General features: G+C 44.7%; 23 protein-coding genes, 17 tRNA genes, 2 rRNA genes, 1 pseudogene and 1 riboswitch. Of the genes and pseudogenes, 8 read left to right on the top strand and 35 right to left on the bottom strand.

From position 1 onward, the window contains the following. Positions 1 to 15: 15 nt before the first annotated feature. The 6 genes from UJ203_RS07380 to queG form a co-directional block, all read right to left on the bottom strand. Positions 16 to 723, bottom strand: coding sequence for a hypothetical protein (locus UJ203_RS07380; protein ID WP_322009561.1), 708 nt, complete (start codon positions 721 to 723; stop codon positions 16 to 18). Between the two features lie 10 nt (positions 724 to 733). Further along, a complete protein-coding gene (locus UJ203_RS07375; protein ID WP_322009559.1) occupies positions 734 to 1,447 on the bottom strand; it encodes a bactofilin family protein in 714 nt (237 codons plus the stop codon). Beyond that, complete coding sequence (locus tag UJ203_RS07370; protein WP_322009557.1) at positions 1,438 to 2,079, bottom strand: YhbD family protein; 642 nt, start codon at positions 2,077 to 2,079, stop codon at positions 1,438 to 1,440. Before UJ203_RS07370 ends, UJ203_RS07375 begins: the two co-directional genes overlap by 10 nt. A gap of 112 nt (positions 2,080 to 2,191) precedes the next feature. Continuing rightward, complete coding sequence (gene trmL / locus UJ203_RS07365) at positions 2,192 to 2,674, bottom strand: tRNA (uridine(34)/cytosine(34)/5-carboxymethylaminomethyluridine(34)-2'-O)-methyltransferase TrmL (protein ID WP_322009555.1); 483 nt, start codon at positions 2,672 to 2,674, stop codon at positions 2,192 to 2,194. A gap of 37 nt (positions 2,675 to 2,711) precedes the next feature. Beyond that, on the bottom strand, positions 2,712 to 3,641 hold the full coding sequence (locus UJ203_RS07360) for an amidase domain-containing protein (RefSeq protein ID WP_101863735.1): 930 nt from the start codon (positions 3,639 to 3,641) through the stop codon (positions 2,712 to 2,714). A gap of 79 nt (positions 3,642 to 3,720) precedes the next feature. After that, entirely contained in the window at positions 3,721 to 4,866 is a 1,146-nt protein-coding gene (gene queG, locus UJ203_RS07355) for a tRNA epoxyqueuosine(34) reductase QueG (RefSeq protein ID WP_322009552.1), read from the bottom strand. 83 nt (positions 4,867 to 4,949) lie between these two features. Between queG and UJ203_RS07350 the strand changes: the two genes are divergently transcribed. After that, positions 4,950 to 5,573: a hypothetical protein gene (locus UJ203_RS07350; protein ID WP_322009550.1), complete on the top strand. Its 624-nt coding sequence runs from the start codon at positions 4,950 to 4,952 to the stop codon at positions 5,571 to 5,573. 90 nt (positions 5,574 to 5,663) lie between these two features. On the opposite strand, the gene UJ203_RS07345 is transcribed toward UJ203_RS07350, so the two are convergent. Next, a tRNA-Gly gene (locus tag UJ203_RS07345) sits at positions 5,664 to 5,737 on the bottom strand. 193 nt (positions 5,738 to 5,930) lie between these two features. On the opposite strand from UJ203_RS07345, the gene UJ203_RS07340 reads away from it, so the two are divergent. Together UJ203_RS07340 and UJ203_RS07335 are read left to right on the top strand one after the other, a co-directional pair. Then, a complete protein-coding gene (locus tag UJ203_RS07340) occupies positions 5,931 to 6,131 on the top strand; it encodes a helix-turn-helix transcriptional regulator (RefSeq protein WP_322010611.1) in 201 nt (66 codons plus the stop codon). A gap of 1 nt (position 6,132) precedes the next feature. After that, positions 6,133 to 6,606, top strand: coding sequence for a hypothetical protein (locus tag UJ203_RS07335; protein WP_322009548.1), 474 nt, complete (start codon positions 6,133 to 6,135; stop codon positions 6,604 to 6,606). Positions 6,607 to 6,623: 17 nt separating this feature from the next. On the opposite strand, the gene rpsN is transcribed toward UJ203_RS07335, so the two are convergent. The 6 genes and pseudogenes from rpsN to UJ203_RS07305 all read right to left on the bottom strand — a co-directional run bounded on the left by rpsN (position 6,624) and on the right by UJ203_RS07305 (position 11,377). Next, the gene (gene rpsN, locus UJ203_RS07330) at positions 6,624 to 6,893 is read right to left on the bottom strand and encodes a 30S ribosomal protein S14 (protein WP_322009546.1); all 270 of its coding nucleotides are present in this window, start codon (positions 6,891 to 6,893) and stop codon (positions 6,624 to 6,626) included. A 105-nt stretch (positions 6,894 to 6,998) separates the two neighbouring features. Then, positions 6,999 to 7,516 (bottom strand): annotated as a pseudogene (locus UJ203_RS07325) (hypothetical protein); the annotation flags it as partial. A gap of 91 nt (positions 7,517 to 7,607) precedes the next feature. Continuing rightward, positions 7,608 to 8,744 carry an FMNH2-dependent alkanesulfonate monooxygenase gene (ssuD, locus tag UJ203_RS07320; protein ID WP_322009544.1) on the bottom strand — a complete coding sequence of 379 codons (1,137 nt, stop codon included), beginning with the start codon at positions 8,742 to 8,744 and terminating at the stop codon, positions 7,608 to 7,610. A gap of 19 nt (positions 8,745 to 8,763) precedes the next feature. Next, the gene (locus UJ203_RS07315; RefSeq protein WP_081638258.1) at positions 8,764 to 9,597 is read right to left on the bottom strand and encodes an ABC transporter permease; all 834 of its coding nucleotides are present in this window, start codon (positions 9,595 to 9,597) and stop codon (positions 8,764 to 8,766) included. Next, complete coding sequence (locus UJ203_RS07310; RefSeq protein WP_322009542.1) at positions 9,591 to 10,592, bottom strand: aliphatic sulfonate ABC transporter substrate-binding protein; 1,002 nt, start codon at positions 10,590 to 10,592, stop codon at positions 9,591 to 9,593. The genes UJ203_RS07315 and UJ203_RS07310 overlap by 7 nt, the downstream gene beginning before the upstream one ends. A 17-nt stretch (positions 10,593 to 10,609) precedes the next feature. Further along, on the bottom strand, positions 10,610 to 11,377 hold the full coding sequence (locus UJ203_RS07305; protein ID WP_322010608.1) for an ABC transporter ATP-binding protein: 768 nt from the start codon (positions 11,375 to 11,377) through the stop codon (positions 10,610 to 10,612). A gap of 397 nt (positions 11,378 to 11,774) precedes the next feature. On the opposite strand from UJ203_RS07305, the gene katA reads away from it, so the two are divergent. Continuing rightward, the gene (gene katA / locus UJ203_RS07300) at positions 11,775 to 13,226 is read left to right on the top strand and encodes a catalase KatA (RefSeq protein WP_322009541.1); all 1,452 of its coding nucleotides are present in this window, start codon (positions 11,775 to 11,777) and stop codon (positions 13,224 to 13,226) included. Positions 13,227 to 13,265: 39 nt separating this feature from the next. On the opposite strand, the gene UJ203_RS07295 is transcribed toward katA, so the two are convergent. From UJ203_RS07295 to UJ203_RS07285, 3 genes are all read right to left on the bottom strand, one after another. After that, positions 13,266 to 13,451, bottom strand: a complete 186-nt coding sequence (locus UJ203_RS07295) for an FbpB family small basic protein (protein WP_024120673.1) — start codon at positions 13,449 to 13,451, stop codon at positions 13,266 to 13,268. Positions 13,452 to 13,593: 142 nt separating this feature from the next. Continuing rightward, positions 13,594 to 15,366, bottom strand: a complete 1,773-nt coding sequence (gene thiC / locus UJ203_RS07290) for a phosphomethylpyrimidine synthase ThiC (protein WP_322010607.1) — start codon at positions 15,364 to 15,366, stop codon at positions 13,594 to 13,596. Between the two features lie 132 nt (positions 15,367 to 15,498). Then, positions 15,499 to 15,606, bottom strand: a riboswitch (TPP riboswitch). Positions 15,607 to 15,674: 68 nt separating this feature from the next. Then, entirely contained in the window at positions 15,675 to 16,367 is a 693-nt protein-coding gene (locus UJ203_RS07285) for a Type 1 glutamine amidotransferase-like domain-containing protein (RefSeq protein WP_322009538.1), read from the bottom strand. Positions 16,368 to 16,467: 100 nt separating this feature from the next. Here UJ203_RS07285 and UJ203_RS07280 point away from each other — a divergent pair, with 100 nt between their 5' ends. The 3 genes from UJ203_RS07280 to UJ203_RS07270 are packed head-to-tail and all read left to right on the top strand — an operon-like array spanning position 16,468 to position 18,205. Then, positions 16,468 to 16,692, top strand: coding sequence for a hypothetical protein (locus UJ203_RS07280; protein ID WP_024120670.1), 225 nt, complete (start codon positions 16,468 to 16,470; stop codon positions 16,690 to 16,692). Continuing rightward, on the top strand, positions 16,689 to 17,048 hold the full coding sequence (locus UJ203_RS07275; protein WP_010333479.1) for a spore coat protein: 360 nt from the start codon (positions 16,689 to 16,691) through the stop codon (positions 17,046 to 17,048). The genes UJ203_RS07280 and UJ203_RS07275 overlap by 4 nt, the downstream gene beginning before the upstream one ends. A gap of 20 nt (positions 17,049 to 17,068) precedes the next feature. Then, positions 17,069 to 18,205, top strand: coding sequence for a zinc-dependent alcohol dehydrogenase (locus UJ203_RS07270; protein WP_322009526.1), 1,137 nt, complete (start codon positions 17,069 to 17,071; stop codon positions 18,203 to 18,205). A gap of 40 nt (positions 18,206 to 18,245) precedes the next feature. Here UJ203_RS07270 and UJ203_RS07265 read toward each other — a convergent pair whose 3' ends face one another. Next, positions 18,246 to 18,443 (bottom strand): hypothetical protein, encoded by a 198-nt coding sequence (locus tag UJ203_RS07265; protein WP_322009524.1) that lies wholly within the window; start codon positions 18,441 to 18,443, stop codon positions 18,246 to 18,248. Positions 18,444 to 18,596: 153 nt separating this feature from the next. On the opposite strand from UJ203_RS07265, the gene UJ203_RS07260 reads away from it, so the two are divergent. Beyond that, positions 18,597 to 19,373 carry a sporulation protein gene (locus UJ203_RS07260; protein ID WP_322009521.1) on the top strand — a complete coding sequence of 259 codons (777 nt, stop codon included), beginning with the start codon at positions 18,597 to 18,599 and terminating at the stop codon, positions 19,371 to 19,373. 98 nt (positions 19,374 to 19,471) lie between these two features. On the opposite strand, the gene UJ203_RS07255 is transcribed toward UJ203_RS07260, so the two are convergent. The 18 genes from UJ203_RS07255 to UJ203_RS07170 form a co-directional block, all read right to left on the bottom strand. Beyond that, positions 19,472 to 19,553: transfer RNA gene (locus UJ203_RS07255), tRNA-Leu, on the bottom strand. A 252-nt stretch (positions 19,554 to 19,805) separates the two neighbouring features. Further along, positions 19,806 to 19,894, bottom strand: a tRNA-Leu gene (locus UJ203_RS07250). A 7-nt stretch (positions 19,895 to 19,901) separates the two neighbouring features. Next, positions 19,902 to 19,972: transfer RNA gene (locus UJ203_RS07245), tRNA-Cys, on the bottom strand. Positions 19,973 to 19,977: 5 nt separating this feature from the next. After that, a tRNA-Gly gene (locus UJ203_RS07240) sits at positions 19,978 to 20,052 on the bottom strand. 49 nt (positions 20,053 to 20,101) lie between these two features. Next, a tRNA-Gln gene (locus tag UJ203_RS07235) sits at positions 20,102 to 20,173 on the bottom strand. Positions 20,174 to 20,182: 9 nt separating this feature from the next. Then, positions 20,183 to 20,258, bottom strand: a tRNA-His gene (locus UJ203_RS07230). A 24-nt stretch (positions 20,259 to 20,282) separates the two neighbouring features. After that, a tRNA-Trp gene (locus UJ203_RS07225) sits at positions 20,283 to 20,356 on the bottom strand. A 5-nt stretch (positions 20,357 to 20,361) separates the two neighbouring features. Next, positions 20,362 to 20,446: transfer RNA gene (locus UJ203_RS07220), tRNA-Tyr, on the bottom strand. A gap of 22 nt (positions 20,447 to 20,468) precedes the next feature. After that, positions 20,469 to 20,541, bottom strand: a tRNA-Thr gene (locus tag UJ203_RS07215). A 5-nt stretch (positions 20,542 to 20,546) separates the two neighbouring features. Then, positions 20,547 to 20,622 (bottom strand) — tRNA-Phe (locus tag UJ203_RS07210). Positions 20,623 to 20,634: 12 nt separating this feature from the next. Beyond that, a tRNA-Asp gene (locus UJ203_RS07205) sits at positions 20,635 to 20,711 on the bottom strand. Between the two features lie 13 nt (positions 20,712 to 20,724). Then, positions 20,725 to 20,801 (bottom strand) — tRNA-Met (locus UJ203_RS07200). 7 nt (positions 20,802 to 20,808) lie between these two features. Beyond that, positions 20,809 to 20,884: transfer RNA gene (locus UJ203_RS07195), tRNA-Val, on the bottom strand. Between the two features lie 9 nt (positions 20,885 to 20,893). After that, positions 20,894 to 20,965: transfer RNA gene (locus UJ203_RS07190), tRNA-Glu, on the bottom strand. Between the two features lie 34 nt (positions 20,966 to 20,999). Next, positions 21,000 to 21,091, bottom strand: a tRNA-Ser gene (locus UJ203_RS07185). Between the two features lie 5 nt (positions 21,092 to 21,096). Continuing rightward, a tRNA-Asn gene (locus UJ203_RS07180) sits at positions 21,097 to 21,171 on the bottom strand. A 9-nt stretch (positions 21,172 to 21,180) separates the two neighbouring features. Continuing rightward, a 5S ribosomal RNA gene (gene rrf, locus UJ203_RS07175) occupies positions 21,181 to 21,296 on the bottom strand. 105 nt (positions 21,297 to 21,401) lie between these two features. Beyond that, positions 21,402 to 21,526: ribosomal RNA gene (locus UJ203_RS07170) — 23S ribosomal RNA — on the bottom strand; the annotation flags it as partial.

Raw genomic sequence — 21,526 nt, 5'->3', positions numbered from 1 at the left:
TAACAGAACAATGTTTTACAACTTAATTCTTTTGATCATTTTTGAATGCTGATCGCATTCGCATTTGTTTTCAAACTCAACTGTGCCGATTTTACAGCCTGGCCCGATAACAACTTCTTTCCCTCTGACAACCGCCGCCTCGGTATTTTCCAAATAGATTTTATCTCCTTCAATCAGCTCCGCAATTAGTTTCGCTTTTTTTCGCGTAAAAAAGCGCGCACGTTTTTTTACTGTAATGGACGTTCCGCCTATTTCCCGGACCCGGCTGGCATCATGGCTCAATCCGATATCAATCTCGCCTGCATTCAACAAACCTGTTACGTCCACACAGCCAGTGATATGGAACGATTCGGTTTCACAATCGCCTTTCACGCTGAGCTTTCCTTTTGCTTCGCACGAATCCCCCGCCATATTGCCGCCGATCTCAGTCAGACCCTTCAGCTTCAATCGGCCAACATGAAGAGCGCCTCTGACTTGAATCGTCCCATATATGCTGATTTTGCCCGCAGTCAAATCGCCTTCAAACTCGCTTTCTCCGAATACTTTCAGCCGTTCAGTCTCCGCGTTCCCGAGAAAACGGCCTGTGCCGTATATGCGGCAGCCTGCAGCGGACAGTCCTTCTCCAACCGTACCTTCACCTTTGATGCTGACCTGGTGATAGGCGCCTCCCGCAGCGTGCCCGGCACCATATAATTTTAAATTCCCTAATTTTACTGTTTCCATATGATCCTCCTTACATTCTTGTGTACGTGCCTACCGAAGCGTTCGGATCACAAGTATAATCACCGCTGTATTCCACGGTCTCAATCCGGCAGTTCGGACCGATTTTCACTGTGTTTCCCCGCACAGTCTTGGCGTTCGTATTTGTCAGCTCAATCACGTCCCCCTCGATCAGTTCAGCCGTTAACACAGGGGTCGGCATCAGCTTCAGCAATGTCAGCATCCCTTTTCTGCCCGTCACTTGAAGATGGCGGCAGCCGATTTCCCGCACATAACTCTCTCCGGAAGAAAGCTTGATATTCACCTGATCAGCATTTAAAAGACCGCTGACTTTGCATTTCCCTTCGGTCTGAAATCTTTCCGTTTCACAATCAGCTTCCATGACCGCCTTTCCGGTGATCACAATGTCATCAGCCTTGACTGTTCCGCCAAATGTTGACGATCCCGCAACCTTCAATTGTTTAGCGGCGGTCTCACCTTGAATAAAGCCTGTTCCATTCATGCGGATGGATTCTGCTTTAACATCCCCATGAATTTTCCCTGAACCGCTGATGGTTACTGTTTTTGCCTTGACGCTCCCATCCGCTTTACCGGTCCCGTTAAATGAAAAAGTGTCACACTCCACGTCTCCGGCCACAGTTCCGCTGCCATTAATCTCAACTGATTGAAATTTTCCGCCCTTCGAACTCCCCGAACCGTTTATCACCAGATTATCCATTATTTCCATTGATGGCCCTCCTGCATATATTTTGTCTTTAGTTCCTCTGAAGCATTTGCTAAATCCACTCTTTCGACAATCTTGACGGACGACTCAAAAAGGATGCTGTCTGCGGCAGCCGCTATAAAACAAGTCGTTACACCCAGCTTGCGTAAAATGATCAGTTCCGTCTGCTTCTTGATCTCCGCTGTATCATACTTCCTCAATACCTCAGCAGCCATTTTCGCTTCTTCCAAGCTGACATTTCCGGACTGCAAAAGCCCTTCAAGCACATACAGCGACAATAGATCCCGAGAAGAAAACACCGTGTCAGCTCCGCCTTCTGAAAAGACATGGAGAGCCGGCTTTGAAATCAAACCTTTCGTCAGCAATTCATCAGCTGTCATGCTCACAACCTTCATTTTCGGTGACAGCATCTCCCGCATCTCATCCAAAGACAAATTTTCTTTCATCTTTTGAATGACTGAAATGCGCTTTAAAATATCCTCTCTAGGAAAAAACGTCTCTTGCCCTGTAAATGTAGATTTACGTATAAACCACTCCTCAGGGATTAAATTTTTTCGTTTCCATCGATACAGCTGACCGTATGAGATGGATGTTTCTTCAAGCAATTCTTTTTTAGAGATTAATTGATCTTCCATAAGTCCAGCTCCTTTGATGGATATATTGTAACATAACACTGTTACGTTGTTAAGCCCAGAATAAAGTTCCATAACACAAAAAACCCGCCCATACACATGAGCGGGTTTTTCACTATTTTAAATCTCGGTAATTTTGCTGACGCAGTGCCTCATACACTAAAATCGCTGCGGTATTGGACAGATTTAGCGATCTGACATGCTCTGTCATCGGAAGACGCAGGCATCGGTCCATATTATTTTGAATTAATTCCTTTGGCAAACCGCTTGTTTCTCTTCCGAACACAAAGAAATAATCCTCGTCAATATCCGTGTAGTCAAAAGATGTATGCGGCTTTTGGCCGAATTTCGTGATGAAGAAAAACTGCCCGTTTTTATATGCCTCAAATAATTCTTCTAACGAGTCATGATACACTACGTTTACAAACTCCCAATAATCAAGTCCGGCGCGCTTCAGCATTTTATCATCTGTTGAAAAGCCGAGCGGACGAATCAGGTGGAGCGTTGTATCTGTTGCTGCGCAAGTACGTGCGATATTCCCTGTATTAGCAGGAATTTCTGGTTGATATAAAACGACATGTAATGCCACTGTGTTCACCTCTATTTTTCTTATCCGCCCATCATTATATCATTAATTACTCTTTTGTCGTATCATCAACGATATGAAAAAAGGCATATCGGATAGACGGTGTGTATGCAGTTGAATCCTCGTATGACCAATACCTCATCCGGCTGTCATAGGACTGGGCGTTGACAAGCGGCATATTGCCTTTGTCCTTCGCCACCACAATCGTTGTATGATTAAACCGGCCGTCTCCCTCAAAATCATAGCAAATCACATCACCCGGCACCAGCTCTTCCGCTGATTTCACCCGAACCGCCCGAAGGCCGGCCTTGGAATTCGTCAAATACATTTTCATCGAGTGCGCCACCGTCCAGCTATAGCTCCACGAGCTTTGGTTCATCCACCAGCCAGATCCTCTGTTCGGGTGACCGCGCATTGGCGCTCCTCCTGCATGAAGACACTGAGAAATAAAATTCGTACAATTATCGCTGAAATTTTTATAAGCCGGATTACGCTTGTTCCAATATTTTTCGGCATATTGTACCGCTCCGAGCCGGTCATATTGAAAAGCCCGGCCAAACGCTTCCCTTTCTTCCTGTGAATAGTCAATAATGCTTTGGCCTTCACTAAACCCCGCCGGTTTTTTTATCACTTCCTGATCCTTAATCAGAATTTGATCATAAACAAAAGCGACTCTTTCTTCTATCTGCTCTTCCATATACAGACTGTCATCCTGCTCCTTGTATAGATATTCGAAGTGTATGATATACCTGATGCAGGCGGTTCCGTCATCCTCAACCTGCACATAGTCAATGACAGCTTTTGCTTTCGCTTTTATCATCTCAATCTTACGTTTTTCCAGAAGCTTTTTCTTTCGTTCCATGACTTCCAGGTCTCCGACTTGAGGCTCCTGTCTCAGATCATGCCCGTTGACCAGATAGCTGAGACGCTCCTCCGCTAGTTGTTCTAATATGTGCTTCAAGCTCACCCCACCCGACATACTTTTTTATAGAGAAAAAACACTTGGCTGCATCTCAAGTGTTTTTTCCTTCTGCTCTATACGTATGTCAGGACAAGACTTATTTAGTCATGCCGGCTTTTAGCAATTCAATTCCTTTTTCAATTTCCTGCTTTGCCTCTTCATCATTTTCGTTTTCCAGTGCTTTTTCAAGCTCCTCCGCGTATGTGTTGTCTCCGATTTTCCCGATAGCCCAGGCAGCCGTTCCCCTGATTACCGGGCGCGGATCTTTATGCATAAGCTCCGTCAGTTCAGGCAGTGTGGAGGTGTCTTTAAAGTGGGCAAGCGCCAGAATCGCATTCCGCTGAATCGGTTTTTTTCCGCGCCACGAGCCTGAAACATGTCCGAATTTCTCTTTAAATTCACGGTTGCTGATGGTTAAAAGCGGCTTCAGCAACGGTTTTGCAATCTCGGGGTCCGGTTCCATTTCAGGATGCAGATGAAAATCCTTCCCTTTATTGATTGGACATACCGTTTGGCACGTATCGCATCCATACAGGCGGTTTCCGATTTTTGTGCGGAATTCATCCGGCAAAAATCCTTTTGTCTGGGTCAGAAAAGATATACAGCGCTGAGCGTTGAGCTGCCCAGGGTTCACAAGCGCTCCCGTCGGGCAAGCATCTAAACATTTGGTGCATGATCCGCACATATCCTCAATCGGCACATCCGGCTCGAAAGGTATATTTGTAATCATTTCCGCCAAATACACATAAGACCCGTACTCTGGCGTTGTAATCATACAGTTTTTGGCGCTGAACCCAATTCCGGCCCGTTCCGCCACTGCCCGATCAGACAATTCACCCGTATCGACCATTGATTTTGTCCTGATATCCTCATGCTTGCTTCTCAGAAAATCCTCCAGAAGATCGAGCTTTTCCCGCAGGACGTCATGATAGTCCTTTCCCCAGGAGGCTCTGCAAAAAATGCCTCTGCGCTCAGTTCGCGTGCTTCTTGGCGCATCCTTCATTCTCGAAGGATAAGCAAGTGCAATGGCCACGATTGATTTCGCTTTCGGCAAAAGCAGCGTCGGCGTCACTCTTTTTTCAATATCAGGCTCTTCAAAACCGGAAAGATATCCGAGTGACTCCTGAAGAATCAAACGGTCTTTTAAACTGTCAAATGTATCAGCGGTCGTAAAACCGATCTTGTCCACGCCAATGCTTTTCGCGTATTCAATTAATTCTTCTTTCAGCTGATAAACGTTCATGGTTTGCACAGCCTCCTTTCTTTGTGATAAAACAATAAGCCGTTGTATAATAGGTTGATATCCCGTAATTGGAGTGAATACATGTGAATATCAAACTTGATCCTGTTATTACTGAACGTGCGGCAGGAATAAATGCAGCCGCTGTGATATATGAAAATATTGAAGTCGGCTCCTCTCCGCAAATGCTGAAAGGCAGACTTCGTTTATTTCAAGAGTCTCTGTTTTTTGACTATGCGGACGGCGGAATATCGGACCAGCCTTACGTCAAAGAATGGCAGACAATCTTTAAGCAGCTGGACCCTTCATTCGAGGGAGAAAAAACGCCGATGGAGCAAATGCTGATCCCCATATCCAAAGAACAATTCATGGAAAGCGAGGATTCAGCCCATGATACCATACATTTTTTCTCGTTAAAATATTCTCTCCCCATTATGATCTATGATACCGGCAAGCTTCAGGAGCCTATCCGGATATCAATAGGAGAAAAAGATAACATACTGATTTATTCTGATGAAAACGGTGTATTCGGCGACTTCAAAACCAACGTCAATCAAAAACCCGTCACAGCAGATACAAAAAGCATGCTGCAAATCATCTTTTTCCCGCCATCGATTGAAAAAGAAAACGCCGTTAACCTTTTAACATCATTAACGAAAATGTTTGAACAAATTCACGGCGGCGGCCATACAGTACATTGGCTTACGTAAAAGAACACGAGATTCGTGTTCTTTTTTACATAAAAAAACGCAATACTTCGTTTATCTGAGAAACGAAACACTGCGTTAATAACGTATGTATGGAGCGGGTGATGAGAATCGAACTCACGACATCAGCTTGGAAGGCTGAGGTTTTACCACTAAACTACACCCGCATTTGTGATTGTCGGTGTCAGCACCGCTTTGACTTTTATTATGTTACACGTTTATTAAATTTTCGTCAAGGGAATATAAAAAATTTGTCGAAAAAAATTTGTATTTTTGCAATGTTGTTAAGTTACATTTACATAATGTTAAATAAACTATACAATGGAAGAAAGTGAGAATATGAAGGTGGCAGACGTCATGATGAAAAATAAAGTGAAAGAGCTCAGAGCGCGCTTCAGCTATTCTCAGGAAAAACTCGGAGAAACGGTCGGCGTCACGAGACAAACGGTAGCAGCAATTGAAAAAGGAGACTATGTTCCCTCACTGTTATTAGCATTAAAAATCTGCAAAGCTTTCTCCATGCATATGGAGGATGTCTTTTGGCTAGAGGAGGAAGACTAATATGGGCATGAAAACAAAAGCAGCATTTCACCTCGTTTTGTTTGGCCTTGCATGCTGGACACTTGTTGCATACTTTAAAGCTTCAGAAGGCATTGGAGCCTTTTTCCGCACAAAGAACGGCCAGATGATGTTTGAAATAAACATCACCCCGTTTATTCTTTTTATTGCGGCAGCTACGGTTTATATGTATTTACAAAAGAAAAGCGGGCCTGCTTCAAAGAATCTCCTGCTGCCAGATGAATTTGAGGAACAGGATGAAAGAGAGCAGATGATGACGGCAAAAGCCTGCCGTGCGTCATATATCGCCGTCTACTTTTCACTGCCTGCCGCCGCTGTCCTGCTCATTTTTTATCCGCTGTTTCAGTCACACATTCCCTTTTTCCCTATTATTATCGTGTTTATCATCATGATCATCCAGCACATATCCTACGTCATTTCCTTCAAGAAAAATGAAAAAAACTCCGGCGCGGTGTAATCGTCCGGAGTTTTTTCTTACCAGCTTGCTTTTTTCACACCAGGAATTTGGCCTTTATGCGCCAGCTCCCTAAATGCAATTCTGGACATTTTAAATTTTCTCATATATCCTCTCGGGCGGCCCGTTACCATACAGCGGTTATGGAGTCTTCCCGATGCTGAATCTCTCGGCAGCTTGCTGAGTGCTTCGTAATCTCCTTTTGCCTTTAACTCTTGTCTGATAGCAACATATTGTTCAACAAGCTTCTGGCGTTTTAATTCTTTTGCCACTTTTGATTTCTTAGCCAAGAAAAAGCCTCCTTTAAATCGTAATATTTACGATTTAAAATGTATCATGATGTATTCTAAAATGCAAGTACACCGCTCGGTTAAACAGACGGCCGAAGCCGTCCATTCAACATAATAAAGCAGAGCATCTTTATGTTTAATCAGTTCATTTTTGTTTTCAGAGGTTTTCATTGTACCGTTAGAATCCTTTATGCTGCTGCCGATCAATACCGGTTTCCCAAAGGAAATTGGCTCCGCTATGATATATTTTGAGTCATTTCCTGTGCAGCGCTGACGTCACGCTGAAACGATGAAGCAGCCGTGCTGCTCCCTTGTTCATCAACAATACCAAAGTGAACGGTGCTCATTTTTTTCTGATCTTCCTCATTCTCAAAATAAACAAATTGTAATGTAGCGGGATTTTCTTCCGTGTAGTCAGCAGTTACCGGACCTATCGTTTCAACAAGCTTTCCGTTTTGGTAATGTTCAATGTACATGTCCGCTTCAGAAATGCTTTCATTGATATTAGTCACTTCAGCAGCGAATGAATGCGGAGCCGCAATCTTCATTCTGTTTTTTTCAATATCTGAAACATCTGCCTCTTTGATTTCCATGTGCTTCGTATTTCCGCATGCAGACAGCATGACCAACAGAGTAACGGCACTTATAAGTATTCTCAGGAAAAACAGCCCCCTTTTTTGATTATCATACCATGTTCGGAGGCTGTGTTTTCACTTAGACTGACGCATGATTCTCTTTGACAAAATAAGTGTTACCGACGGCTTCTCCTCTTTTTTTCTGAAGTTTCCTTGTCCGCTCATTTTCGAACGGCAAAAGCGGGAAGACGAGCTCTGCAAAATAGTACGCTTCTTCTAAATGAGGATAGCCGGAAAAAATAAATGATTCAATGCCGAGGGCCTGGTACTCCGCTATGCGGTCGGCAATAGTCTGCGGGTCTCCGACAAGAGCCGTGCCTGCCCCTCCTCTGACCAGGCCGATACCCGCCCACAGATTCGGGCTGATTTCAAGCTTTGTCCGATCGCCTCGATGAAGCTCCGCCATCCGCTTTTGACCCGAAGAATCAGCACGGCGCAAAGCGTTCTGTGCTTTGGCAATCGTGTCATCATCCAAATGGCTGATTAAACGCTCAGCCGCTTCCCACGCCTCATGTTCTGTTTCCCGGGCGATCACATGCAGCCTAATGCCGAACCGCACTGTTCTTCCCTCTTTTTCCGCTTGCTTTTTGACTCTCTCAATCTTTTCTTTTACCTGTTCAGGCGGCTCACCCCACGTTAAATACACATCTGTATGCTTTGTCGCGACTTCAATTCCAGCCTGTGAGGACCCGCCGAAATAGATAGGCGGGTGCGGTGCTTGCCGCGGCGGGAATAGCAGATTGCTGTTTTCCACTTTTATATGTTTTCCTTCATAGGTAACCGTTTCTCCGCGCAAAAGCCCCCGCCAAACAGTTAAAAATTCGTCCGTTGCTTCATAGCGCTCATCATGACTGATAAACAGTCCGTCCCCGGCTAGCTCGTACGGATCGCCCCCTGCCACAACATTAATCAGCAGCCGTCCATCTGAAATGTGATCTAAGGTAGAGGTCATTCTGGCTGCAAGAGAAGGCTGCATTAACCCGGGCCGTACCGCGACTAAAAACTTTAAGTCTTTTGTTTCTCCCGCTAACGCCGAGGCTGTGAGCCAAGGGTCCTCGCACGATCTTCCCGTCGGCAGAAGGACTCCTGTATACCCCAGCCTGTCAGCAGCCTGCGCCACTTGTTTAAAGTATTCATGATCCGCCGTCCGTCCATCGCTTTCCGACCCTAAATACCTTGTGTCTCCATGTGTCGGAATAAACCAAAGAATGTCCATAACAATCTCTCCTTTTCGTCTATTTTCCCTCGTAACTGTTTCTCCACTTTAATAGCTTTCGTTCAAGCAGCCTGACAAAAGAATCCGTCAGCTTTCCAACCACCGCAAAAATGATAATTCCGGCAAACACTTTATTTGTTTGTGAAAATTGTCTGGCATCCATGATCATATAACCGACCCCAGAGCTTGAACCCATCAGCTCCGCTACAACAAGCCCAAGCCATGCAATACCCAGCGATAAGCGAATGCCGAGCAATATATTGGGCAGGGATGCCGGCACAATCACTTTTGTCATCTGCTGGTGCCATTTAAATTCAAGCACCCGGGCAACTTCGAACAGCTTAGCGTCAACTCCGCGAATGCCGTTAAATGTATTGATATACACAGGGAAGAAAGCGCCGAGCGCAATCAGCAAAATTTTAGATATTTCATCAAAACCGAACCATAAAATAAACAGCGGTGTGACAGCCAGATGCGGAACGGTTCTGAGCATTTGCAATGATGGGTCAAGATACAATTCCGTCCGTTTAGAAAATCCGGCCAAAATTCCGATCAAAAGCCCAAGCCCCGCACCAAGTACAAAACCAAGCGCTGCCCGGTATATACTGATTTGCAGATGGCCAAAGAGCTCGCCTGTCAAAATGAGCTCTTTAAACGTCAGCAAGATCGCAACAGGTGTAGGGAGCACTGTCGCCGACACGATGCCAAGACTGCCGATCACCTGCCAGATGGCTATGATCACAGCAGGCAGCAGAAGCCCCTTTGCCCACCCGTATTTGATTCTATGGGGCTTTCTTTGTATCGCTTCAGCATTTGCTTTCGGCAGTGAACCTGCAGCCTCTGCTTTCATGATGGATCACCTCCAGAGACTTTTTCCTTTAACGCTTTTTTGATAAATGAATTATCAACAACTTCTCCCACATCAATTTTCTTATCTATCGCTTTTGTTTTAAATTGAAAATCCGCTGTCTCCTGCTGCGCTTTTATAATGTCTTCACGAATAACCTCATTCAGAGGCTCCGTATTTTTCAGCACATTTTCAACGACCTTTTTATCGAGATCTTTTATTTTTGCATACAAGTCAGCCGCTTTACCCGGATGTTCCTTTTGCCATACAACCGCCTGATTAAAAACCTTCAGAAAACGGACCACTTCGTCTGGATGTTCCTTAGAGAATGTTGTTCTAACTAATGTAAACCCTGGTGAATATAAATCGGTGCTTTCCCCGTTCACAAGAAGTTTTGCTCCGTGTTTGATTGTTTCTAAGGATAGGTACGGCTCCCAGATGGACCAAGCGTCAACCGAACCGTTTTCAAACGCAGAGGCCGCTTCATCAGGCTGCAGCTGAATAATGGTCACGTCATCAGCTGACAAGCCTGATTGATCAAGCGCTTTATACAAAAAGTCAAAGCCGCTGCTGCCTTTCGCTACAGCAATTTTCTTTCCTTTTAAATCTTTGACCTCCTTAATCCCGCTGTCTGGATTCACAAGTATGCCGTTCGCCTTTAATCCGTCCTGAGACAAGCCGATTTCTTTAAAATCAATGCCTGCCGCCTGTCCAGCGATCACTGGTGAATTGCCGACTTGAGAAAAGTCAAGTTTATCTGCTGCAAGCCCTTCAAATTGTGGCGGCCCGCTTTGAAACTCCACCCATTTCACCTTGATGCCTTCTTTTTCAAAAGCCTCTTCAAACCAGCCTTTTTCCTTGGCAATTAAAAGCGGGCTTAAGCTTTGCTGTATTCCAATGCGAATTTCTTTTAATGGTTTTTTATCACCGCTGGGTCCATTTGCTCCGCACCCTGCCAGCAGAAAAAAAATAGATGCCAATACAATGATTCCTTTTTTCATCTCTGCTTCAGCCCTTTCTATATCCCTAATCCTTCTGCATACTCAAAGTCTTCTGTTTTTTCGAATTCTGACAGCACTTTCTGTCTGATCGCTTGGAAATCAGGCGTCGTCCTGTTTCGGGGATAAGCCAGATGAATTGGCATCAGCTTATGAATTTTTCCCGGTTTGGCTTTTAGGATCGCAATCTCATTCCCTAAATAAACAGATTCATCTATATCATGAGTGACGAGTATCATCGTTGTTTTTTTCCTCCGCCATATATCCAGCAGCACGTCTTGAAGGTGTTTTCGAGTAAACGCGTCTAACGCACCGAACGGTTCATCCAAAAGCAGCACCTCCGGCTCCCGCAGAAGAGCTCGTGCGATGGCCACTCTTTGAGACATACCGCCCGACAGCTCACGCGGATATGCTTTCTCCGATCCTTTTAATCTGACAATCTCGATCAGTTCATCTACCTTCTGTTTGACTTTTGGATCTTTCAAATTCAAATCGGCGGCAATATTCTGCTCAACCGTCAGCCAAGGAAAGAGACGGTGTTCCTGAAAAATAAATCCTTGCTGAATACCTGGTGCAGTCACATGCCGTCCGTTAATTTCGATACGCCCGATAAAATCAGAATCAAGTCCTGCAATTATCTTTAAAAGTGTGCTTTTTCCGCATCCGCTCGGTCCGATGAGCGTTAAAAACTCACCCGGTGCAATTGATAATTGGATATTCTCCAAGACCACAGTTTTGCGGCCTTCTTGAGCAAATGCTTTTTCCTTGATGTTGATGGTCACAGCCACTTTTATCCCTCTCCTTCTGCCAACCCCGCCTTCTAAAAAAAACAAAAAGGCCCCCATCTCTGTTTTTGTAGAGATGAGAGCCTTCGGCGGTCCGATCAGCTGCCCAATTGTTTTTTGTTTGAATATCATGTTAATTCAAATTATTCCGATATGTCAACTCTTTTTTATTCAGCATTTTTTGGATGAATGTTTATCACTTACTTTTCATATTCGCAAATAGCGCTTATTTCTATGAACCCTCGATCATCTCTATTAAACCGTTCTGCAAGGGTTTTCTGCTTTTTTTAATAGTTTTTATCGCATTATACAAATGATTATTTTATAATCATTATAAAATAATATTGACTTTTTACTTAGAGATGATATTATGTTCTTATCAATTCCAAGAGGTGATGATATGAGTTCAAATAAACTGACAACTAGCTGGGGAGCTCCAGTTGGAGATAATCAAAATTCAATGACTGCCGGTTCTCGCGGACCAACTTTAATCCAAGATGTACACTTACTCGAAAAATTGGCTCATTTTAACAGAGAACGTGTTCCTGAGCGTGTCGTTCACGCTAAAGGTGCAGGCGCACACGGTTATTTTGAAGTGACAAACGATGTAACAAAATATACAAAAGCTGCTTTCTTATCAGAAATCGGCAAACGCACACCTTTGTTCATCCGTTTCTCAACAGTTGCCGGTGAACTTGGCTCTGCTGACACCGTTCGCGACCCGCGGGGATTTGCTGTTAAGTTTTATACAGAAGAAGGAAACTATGACATCGTCGGCAACAATACGCCGGTATTCTTCATCCGCGATGCGATTAAGTTCCCTGATTTTATCCATACACAAAAAAGAGATCCAAAAACACACTTGAAAAATCCTACAGCTGTATGGGATTTCTGGTCACTTTCACCGGAATCTCTACACCAAGTGACGATCCTGATGTCTGACCGCGGAATTCCTGCTACACTTCGCCACATGCACGGTTTTGGCAGCCATACATTCAAATGGACAAATGCCGAAGGCGAAGGCGTATGGATCAAGTATCACTTTAAAACAGAACAAGGCGTGAAGAACCTTGATGTGAAGACAGCAGCAAAAATTGCCGGTGAAAACCCGGATTATCATACTGAAGATCTGTTCAATGCAATCGAAGACGGCGATTTCCCTGCATGGAAATTATATGTGCAAATCATGCCTTTAGAAGATGCAAATACGTACCGCTTCGATCCGTTTGATGTCACAAAAGTATGGTCTCAAAAAGACTATCCGCTCATTGAAGTCGGCCGTATGGTTCTTGACAGAAATCCGGAAAACTACTTTGCAGAAGTAGAACAAGCAACATTCTCACCTGGAACACTGGTCCCCGGTATTGATGTATCACCGGATAAAATGCTTCAAGGGCGTCTGTTTGCGTATCATGATGCGCATCGCTACCGTGTGGGAGCAAACCACCAGGCCCTGCCGATCAACCGCGCACGCAACGAAGTAAGAAACTACCAGCGTGACGGACAAATGCGCTTTGACAATAACGGCGGCGGCTCCGTCTACTACGAGCCAAACAGCTTCGGCGGACCGACTGAGTCACCTGAGGATAAACAAGCGGCTTATCCAGTACAAGGAATGGCTGACAGCGTAAGCTACGATCACAATGATCACTACACACAAGCCGGCGATCTCTACCGTTTAATGAGCGAAGAGGAACGCACCCGCCTTGTAGAAAATATCGTAAATGCAATGAAACCGGTAGAAAAAGAAGAAATCAAACTCCGCCAAATCGAGCACTTTTACAAAGCTGATCCTGAATACGGAAGACGCGTAGCAGAGGGCTTAGGTTTGCCGATTAAAAAAGAAGTTTAATAGCATAGAAAAAAACCCGCTGTTTATTCAGCGGGTTTTTTACATAGATTTACGGATTGCCGTATGCTTCTCGTCAATCTTCATATAAATTTTCTCCATTAACTCCTCGCTATTCATTATCTCCCGCTTGTTCTTTTCAATAAGAAGCGCCAGCGGCAGCATCTGATTGCCATATGTTTTTCGTTTTCTGAAGCGTCTTCTCCCTTTCTCTTTTTTGGTTCCCATCATTTCTCCCTCCTTTAAAAATAAAAAAGGCTCTTATCTCAAAAGATAAGAGCCTTCGGTGATCCGATCAGCAAATGTTGGAAATGTATATTAGCTATATTAAAACGTATTCAATTTGGCCTGTCAATGACTTTCTATACTGTTACTTATAAAGTTTACTGCCTTGATTCACAAATTCCTCGGCTTTTTCTTTCATGCCCTCTTGAATGGCATCCCACTCATTAAGCTCTTTGTCTTTGGCATAATCACGGATATCCTGAGAAATTCTCATGCTGCAAAATTTCGGCCCGCACATCGAACAGAAATGAGCCGTTTTCGCCCCTTCAGCAGGCAGGGTCTCATCATGATATTCAAGCGCTCTTTCCGGATCAAGCGACAGGTTAAATTGGTCTCGCCAGCGGAATTCAAAGCGGGCTTTTGATAAAGCGTCATCTCGTATTTGCGCTCCCGGATGCCCTTTTGCAAGGTCAGCCGCATGCGCCGCAATTTTGTATGTAATCACCCCTTCCCGCACATCTTCACGGTTTGGCAGCCCGAGATGCTCCTTCGGCGTCACATAACAAAGCATGGCCGTTCCATACCAGCCGATCATCGCCGCTCCGATCGCTGATGTAATGTGGTCATAGCCCGGTGCAATATCCGTCGTCAGCGGCCCTAGCGTGTAAAAAGGCGCTTCTTTACAGATTTCCATTTGTTTATCGACGTTTTCCTTGATTTTATGCATCGGCACATGACCCGGCCCCTCAATCATCACCTGAACATCATGCTTCCAGGCAATTTGCGTGAGTTCTCCGAGAGTCTCTAATTCAGCAAACTGCGCTTCGTCATTGGCATCGGCAATTGACCCTGGACGAAGCCCGTCTCCAAGAGAAAAGGCAATATCATACGTTTTCATAATTTCACAGATTTCTTCAAAATGAGTATACAGAAAGCTTTCCTGATGATGAGCCAGACACCACTGGGCCATAATCGCTCCGCCGCGTGACACAATTCCCGTTGTCCGTTTAGCAGTTAGCGGCACATATCGCAGCAAAACACCCGCGTGAATCGTAAAATAATCCACACCCTGTTCAGCCTGCTCAATCAGCGTGTCACGGTAGATTTCCCACGTTAAATCCTCCGCTACACCGTTTACTTTTTCAAGCGCTTGATAGATCGGAACGGTGCCAACCGGAACCGGACAATTTCGGATAATCCATTCACGCGTCGTATGAATGTCTTTCCCCGTGGAAAGATCCATCATCGTATCTGCTCCCCAGCGAATCGCCCACGTCATTTTTTCCACTTCTTCTTCAATTGAAGATGTAACCGCTGAATTCCCGATATTCGCGTTAATTTTCACATGGAAATTTCGGCCGATAATCATTGGTTCACTTTCCGGATGATTAATATTTGCTGGAATAATCGCCCGGCCGCTGGCTACTTCATCTCTGACAAATTCGGGAGACACATGCTCACGAATAGCGATAAACTCCATTTCAGGGGTAATCATCCCCTTTTTCGCATAATGCATTTGAGTGACATTTTGGCCCGTTTTCGCCCGCAGCGGTTTCCGCTTTAATCCGGGATAGCTTACATTAGGGTTAGCCTTTTTATAGCCGTTGTCTTCTGGCTTCACAGCACGTCCATCGTATTCCTCAACATCGCTGCGCCCAGTGATCCACTTGTGCCGAAGCGGTTTTAAACCTTCTTGAATATTAATTTTTACATCGGGGTCCGTATACGGTCCGCTTGTATCATAGACACGAACCGGCGCGTTTTCCTCTTCGCCGAATGATCCTGTTGTCGGACTGAGTTCAATTTCTCTCATCGGCACTTGAATATCCGGCGAAGCCCCCTCTACATATACTTTTTTACTCCCTGAAAAACTCGACATAATGGAAATGTTGGCTTGCTGCACTGAATGATTTTGCATCACTTATCCTTCCCCTCTCTTTGTTTGAAAGGACAAAATCAAGCCCATAACCAGCACAAAAAACCGGATTCAATTGAATGAACCCGGTTACAGTCAGAAAGAAACATATTATTGCAGTATTCAGCAATAATAAAAACAATTCCTCTACTTCCCCACGCTGGTACGAACCAGATCAGGTCCAAAGGGTTAAGAAGCATACCTTCTCTCTCAGCCCGTCAGCGGGCACCCCCAGTAACTATTAATTTCGCACTTATCGTATCATAAAAACAAACTGAAAAAAAGAGCAATATATAAAATATTCAGCAAATTCAAGACAAATATGTAATCGGCAATGCTATTTCAGAGATTTCATTTTCATGAAGCACCACCTGATACGCCTTTGCATCAGATCTTGAACTCACAGCCTGAAAAAAATGATCATCAATAAAATGAAGAGCTGCTCCATCATCCGCCGCATAACCGCTGCTCAACGCTTTCTCTGATATCATGTGATGATATGTAGGTCTCCGATCCTTTTCTCCATCATAATGAGGACAAAAACTGCCTTGCAAAAAACCCAAGCTTTTCAAACCGGTCAGCGGTCCGGCAGAATCCGTCACACCTTCTTCAAACCAGCAGATCGCACCTGCACTTAATCCCGCTAAAATAATCCCGTTCTCCCAAGCTTTTTTCAATATGTGATCCAGTCCCCACTCCTTCCACAGCACCAGCAAATTTCTTGTATTTCCCCCGCCGACATAAATCACATCTTTCTCCATAATAAAGGAGGCTAAATCTGTTGTCGGCGGCTTAAATAAAGACAAATGAGACGGGTCACAATCAAGCTTTTGAAAAGCATGGTAAAACCGCTGAACATAGTTCTCCGCATCCCCGCTTGCCGTTGGCAAAAAACAAATGCGAGGTGAGGGCTGCTTTGACTGATTAATGATAAATTGATCAAGAACGAGATGATCTGGTTCCATTGAAAAACCTCCGCCGCCCATCGCAATAATCTGTTTCATCATCCACTCCCCCAAGAAAATATTTTACCCATTATAGCACTTTCGCATAAAAGCATGATACAAGGTAAAAATACCTTTGAATCAGGAGGTGACCGAAAAAATGGAACAAGACCGTTTGGCAAACCACGAAACAGTTGATTTACACGAAATCCTCAACTTCAAAACCGTATGTTTACTTAAATCAAAAATGATGCAGGGACTGGTGTTCGATCAGGAACTGAGAGCCCTTATGGAGAAGGATGTACAACAGTCTGTACGGGACGTAACTGAGCTTCAGAGCCTCTATCAAAAGGCCCCGACAATAACAGGAGGTGACTATCATTGAACGATTTCTTAGACCCGAAAAACGCAAAAGGCATGCCTGACCTTGCTGATTCAGCACTTGCCCTAGATTTCTTAATTTCCGTAAAAACCGGTATCAAAAATTATGCTGTCGCCATCACGGAAACCGCAAGCCCAGAACTCAGAACAGCATTGCGTAATCAATTAGACGCAGCTATTTACCTGCACGGAGAACTATCACAGCTCATGATGGAAAAAGGCTGGCTTTTCCCTTCTGACTTGGACAAACAATTTCAAATCGATATGAAATCAGCACAAACAGCTGTTGATATCGCCGGGCTAAAACTTTTCCCCGATAACACGAACCGTCTCGGAACATTCGCAACGCCCGATCACTAAACAATAAGGAGACATCATGAATGAAAGCTGTTACGTATCAAGGCATTAAAGACGTCCGCGTCAAAGAGGTAAAAGCGCCAGAAATCAAAAAACCTGATGATATCATCGTCAAACTGACAACCACAGCAATCTGCGGATCTGATTTACACTTAATTCACGGCATGGTTCCCAATTTTCCTGAAGATTATATCATCGGCCATGAACCAATGGGCATTGTTGAAGAAACAGGCCCCGACGTTCACAAGGTTAAAAAAGGCGATCGTGTCATCATACCGTTTAACGTCAGCTGCGGCGAATGTTTTTTCTGCAAAAACCAGCTCGAAAGCCAATGTGACAATTCAAATGCAAACGGCGAAGTCGGCGCTTATTTTGGCTATTCAGACTCAGCAGGCGGCTATCCCGGAGGCCAGGCTGAATACATGCGCGTCCCCTATGCTAACTTCACTCCCTTTAAACTTCCTGATGACTGTGAAGTAGAAGATGAGAAATTGGTATTGCTTTCAGACGCTATGTCGACAGCCTATTGGAGCGTAGACAACGCAGGAGTAAAAGAGGGAAATACCGTCATTATTCTCGGCTGCGGTCCTGTCGGGCTGCTCGCGCAAAAATTCGCATGGATGAAAGGCGCCAAAAGAGTCATTGCAGTGGATTATGTAGACTATCGCCTTCAGCACGCCAAAAAAACAAACAATGTAGAAATTGTTAATTTCGAGCATCATGAAAACGCCGGTTCATATTTGAAAGAAATCACACAGGGCGGTGCAGATGTCGTCATCGACTGCGTCGGAATGGACGGCAAAATGTCCCCGCTTGAATTTCTCGCCACCGGTGTTAAAATGCACGGCGGAGCCATGGGTGCGCTGGTAACGGCGGCACAGGCTGTCAGAAAATGCGGCACAATTCAAGTGACAGGTGTGTACGGAATGAGGTACAATGCATTTCCATTCGGAGACATCTTCCAAAGGAACGTAAATATTAGAACCGGCCAAGCCCCTGTCATTCATTATATGCCGTACCTGTATGATTTGATTGCTACAGGTAAAATAGATCCGGGCGACATCATTACCCATGTTCTGCCGTTAGATCAAGCAAAGCACGGTTATGAGGTGTTTGATACGAAAACAGACGGAGCCATTAAAGTGCTTCTTAAACCATAAAAAAAGACGGTCTCTCATTTTGAGAAGCCGTCTCTCTATTTTATTGCTCCACTCTTCTTAACGCTTCGTTTACTGTTTCTTTTATAAACGCATCTTCCCCGGTTAAACTGTCTAATCTAAGTTCACCGCTTCTCAGTTTTTCTGAAAGATTGTTAATGTCCTCCTCGACTGTGATTTGCAGCTCACCAGCTAAAAACATTCTATGTAATTCATCAGCGACCATCGTTTCTTTATTCATTCACGTCTCCTCCTTTACTTAAGCATCACTTTTAGTCTGTCCCTCAGATAAACGAATATAGGAAAAAAGGTTCATTTATTTCAAAATAAATGAACCTTTTTTCCTTCTTCCCACGTATAACTGTTGAGAAAAAGAAAAAGGGGAAGATCTAACATGTCATTTTTTAAGAAACTTGCCGCAAGTGCCGGCATCGGCGCAGCAAAAGTCGATACCATTTTGGAGAAAGATGCGTATTGTCCAGGAGAAGAAGTCCGCGGAACTGTACATGTAAAAGGCGGGAAAATCGCCCAGGATATCCGTTATATTGACTTACAGCTCAACACAAGATATGTCATTGTAAAAGACGATGAAGAGCACCGGAAATACGCAACAATTCATTCTTTTCGGGTAACTGGTTCATTCATCATTCAGCCTGGAGAAGAACACCAATTTCCGTTCTCCTTCATCCTGCCTCTTGATACACCGATTAGTGTAGGGAAGGTAGAAGTCGCAGTAGTGACAGACCTTGACATTCAAGGCGGTATTGATAAATCAGATCACGATCGTATCTTCGTAGAAGCACATCCTTGGGTTGAAAATGTGTTAGAAGCAATTGAGAACCTTGGCTTCCGTCTTAACGAAGCAGACTGTGAACAGGCATCTTACTTCCAGCGCCGTCTGCCTTTCGTTCAAGAATTTGAGTTTGTTCCAACATCAGGATATTACCGACAAATGCTTGATGAATTAGAGCTTATTTTTCTTTTAGAGGAAGACGGTTTAGAAATTATTTTCGAAGTCGATCGCCGGGCAAGAGGCCTGCGTGGATGGCTGGAAGAGATGTATAATGACGGAGAGCAGCTCGTACGTGTCCGTTTCAGACAATCAGAGCTTGATGATATCGAACAACTTGAAGAGATCTTAGAAGAGATCATCGACCAATATGCTGAGTAAATTAAAAGAAGGAGCCTATGCTTATTAATATAGGCTCCTTCTTTTAATAAAAACAAAACCCCGTTTCTTACATAAGGAAGAAACGGGGTTCTTTTGTATACCGGTGGTCGGGGTCGAACCGACACTCCAGAAGGAACACGATTTTGAGTCGTGCGCGTCTGCCAATTCCGCCACACCGGCAAGTTTTACGTCGTATCTAACCGACGAATATAAATATAACATGGATATGATAAAGTGTCAATGTATTTCAAAAAAGTTTTTTGGGAAATATAATAATAAAGGGCTAAAGCGACTTTTTATGAAATACAGCCCAATGCTTATCGACACTTTCATACAATAAAAAAATGATCTACATAAGTAGATCATTGATATGATTAGCTTTATTATATTTTCAAGCACAAACACCAATTTAACTTATCAAGTAAGTAAAATTGGTGCCGAGGGCCGGACTTGAACCGGCACGGTAGTCACCTACCGCAGGATTTTAAGTCCTGTGTGTCTGCCAATTCCACCACCCCGGCAAAAGAAAGGCGACACCCGGATTCGAACCGGGGATAAAGGTTTTGCAGACCTCTGCCTTACCACTTGGCTATGCCGCCGTAATTGGAGCGGAAGACGGGATTCGAACCCGCGACCCCCACCTTGGCAAGGTGGTGTTCTACCACTGAACTACTTCCGCATCTTAAGGGACTTAATACATTATATGCAATTGATATAAAAAAGTGAGACTGGGCTAGCTGGATTCGAACCAACGCATGACGGAGTCAAAGTCCGTTGCCTTACCGCTTGGCTATAGCCCAATGATAATATGGGGCGATTGATGGGAATCGAACCCACGAGTGCCAGAGCCACAATCTGGTGCGTTAACCACTTCGCCACAACCGCCATAATCTCAAGATGTCATAAATTTGGCAGGGGCAGTAGGAATCGAACCCACACCGGAGGTTTTGGAGACCTCTGTTCTACCGTTAAACTATGCCCCTATAAATGGTGGAGGGGGGCAGATTCGAACTGCCGAACCCTGAGGGAGCGGATTTACAGTCCGCCGCGTTTAGCCACTTCGCTACCCCTCCACATTAAGTTTTGAAAAAACAGTGCCGGCAAGAGGACTTGAACCCCCAACCTACTGATTACAAGTCAGTTGCTCTACCAATTGAGCTACACCGGCATAGGTGGTGGCTCGGGACGGAATCGAACCGCCGACACACGGATTTTCAGTCCGTTGCTCTACCAACTGAGCTACCGAGCCTTATTATTCAAATGGCGGTCCGGACGGGACTCGAACCCGCGACCTCCTGCGTGACAGGCAGGCATTCTAACCAACTGAACTACCGGACCATTTGATTTTAATTGGTTGCGGGGGCAGGATTTGAACCTGCGACCTTCGGGTTATGAGCCCGACGAGCTACCGAACTGCTCCACCCCGCGATGATAATGGTGGAGGATGACGGGCTCGAACCGCCGACCCTCTGCTTGTAAGGCAGATGCTCTCCCAGCTGAGCTAATCCTCCATCATATAATGACCCGTACGGGATTCGAACCCGTGTTACCGCCGTGAAAGGGCGGTGTCTTAACCGCTTGACCAACGGGCCCAGACTTTCAATTGTAATTATGTATAAATATAAGTGGCGGAGAGCAAGGGATTCGAACCCTTGAGACGGAGTTGACCGCCTACACGATTTCCAATCGTGCTCCTTCGACCACTCGGACAGCTCTCCAATAATGGCTCCGCAGGTAGGATTCGAACCTACGACCGATCGGTTAACAGCCGATAGCTCTACCACTGAGCTACTGCGGAATGAAGCCTGCCTGGCGATGTCCTACTCTCACAGGGGGAAACCCCCGACTACCATCGGCGCTGAAGAGCTTAACTTCCGTGTTCGGCATGGGAACGGGTGTGACCTCTTCGCCATCATCACCAGACAATTTCAGTGACATTTAACATTATACTATGTATATCTTGAAAAGTCAAGAGTTTTTTGAGATATTCTCTCAAAACTAGATAACAGGTGTGACATCATTAGAAATTAGGTTAAGTCCTCGATCGATTAGTATCTGTCAGCTCCATGTGTCGCCACACTTCCACCTCAGACCTATCAACCTGATCATCTTTCAGGGATCTTACTTCCTTGCGGAATGGGAAATCTCATCTT

Origin of the sequence: Bacillus sp. V26 (assembly GCF_034296245.1) — a bacterium.
GTDB classification, from domain to species: domain Bacteria; phylum Bacillota; class Bacilli; order Bacillales; family Bacillaceae; genus Bacillus; species Bacillus halotolerans.
The sequence above is the reverse complement of the archived record's forward strand: the minus strand, read 5'-3'. Positions and strand labels throughout refer to the sequence as shown.

What these genes read in the sequence shown, in the direction of transcription:
- UJ203_RS07380 (WP_322009561.1), bottom strand. Translation starts at nt 723, where the DNA reads ATGGAAACAGTAAAATTAGGGAATTTAAAATTATATGGTGCCGGGCAC.
- UJ203_RS07375 (WP_322009559.1), bottom strand. Translation starts at nt 1,447, where the DNA reads ATGGAAATAATGGATAATCTGGTGATAAACGGTTCGGGGAGTTCGAAG.
- UJ203_RS07370 (WP_322009557.1), bottom strand. Translation starts at nt 2,079, where the DNA reads ATGGAAGATCAATTAATCTCTAAAAAAGAATTGCTTGAAGAAACATCC.
- UJ203_RS07360 (WP_101863735.1), bottom strand. Translation starts at nt 3,641, where the DNA reads ATGTCGGGTGGGGTGAGCTTGAAGCACATATTAGAACAACTAGCGGAG.
- queG (WP_322009552.1), bottom strand. Translation starts at nt 4,866, where the DNA reads ATGAACGTTTATCAGCTGAAAGAAGAATTAATTGAATACGCGAAAAGC.
- UJ203_RS07340 (WP_322010611.1), top strand. Translation starts at nt 5,931, where the DNA reads ATGAAAAATAAAGTGAAAGAGCTCAGAGCGCGCTTCAGCTATTCTCAG.
- UJ203_RS07335 (WP_322009548.1), top strand. Translation starts at nt 6,133, where the DNA reads ATGGGCATGAAAACAAAAGCAGCATTTCACCTCGTTTTGTTTGGCCTT.
- ssuD (WP_322009544.1), bottom strand. Translation starts at nt 8,744, where the DNA reads ATGGACATTCTTTGGTTTATTCCGACACATGGAGACACAAGGTATTTA.
- UJ203_RS07310 (WP_322009542.1), bottom strand. Translation starts at nt 10,592, where the DNA reads ATGAAAAAAGGAATCATTGTATTGGCATCTATTTTTTTTCTGCTGGCA.
- katA (WP_322009541.1), top strand. Translation starts at nt 11,775, where the DNA reads ATGAGTTCAAATAAACTGACAACTAGCTGGGGAGCTCCAGTTGGAGAT.
- UJ203_RS07295 (WP_024120673.1), bottom strand. Translation starts at nt 13,451, where the DNA reads ATGGGAACCAAAAAAGAGAAAGGGAGAAGACGCTTCAGAAAACGAAAA.
- thiC (WP_322010607.1), bottom strand. Translation starts at nt 15,366, where the DNA reads ATGCAAAATCATTCAGTGCAGCAAGCCAACATTTCCATTATGTCGAGT.
- UJ203_RS07285 (WP_322009538.1), bottom strand. Translation starts at nt 16,367, where the DNA reads ATGAAACAGATTATTGCGATGGGCGGCGGAGGTTTTTCAATGGAACCA.
- UJ203_RS07280 (WP_024120670.1), top strand. Translation starts at nt 16,468, where the DNA reads ATGGAACAAGACCGTTTGGCAAACCACGAAACAGTTGATTTACACGAA.
- UJ203_RS07270 (WP_322009526.1), top strand. Translation starts at nt 17,069, where the DNA reads ATGAAAGCTGTTACGTATCAAGGCATTAAAGACGTCCGCGTCAAAGAG.
- UJ203_RS07265 (WP_322009524.1), bottom strand. Translation starts at nt 18,443, where the DNA reads ATGAATAAAGAAACGATGGTCGCTGATGAATTACATAGAATGTTTTTA.
- UJ203_RS07260 (WP_322009521.1), top strand. Translation starts at nt 18,597, where the DNA reads ATGTCATTTTTTAAGAAACTTGCCGCAAGTGCCGGCATCGGCGCAGCA.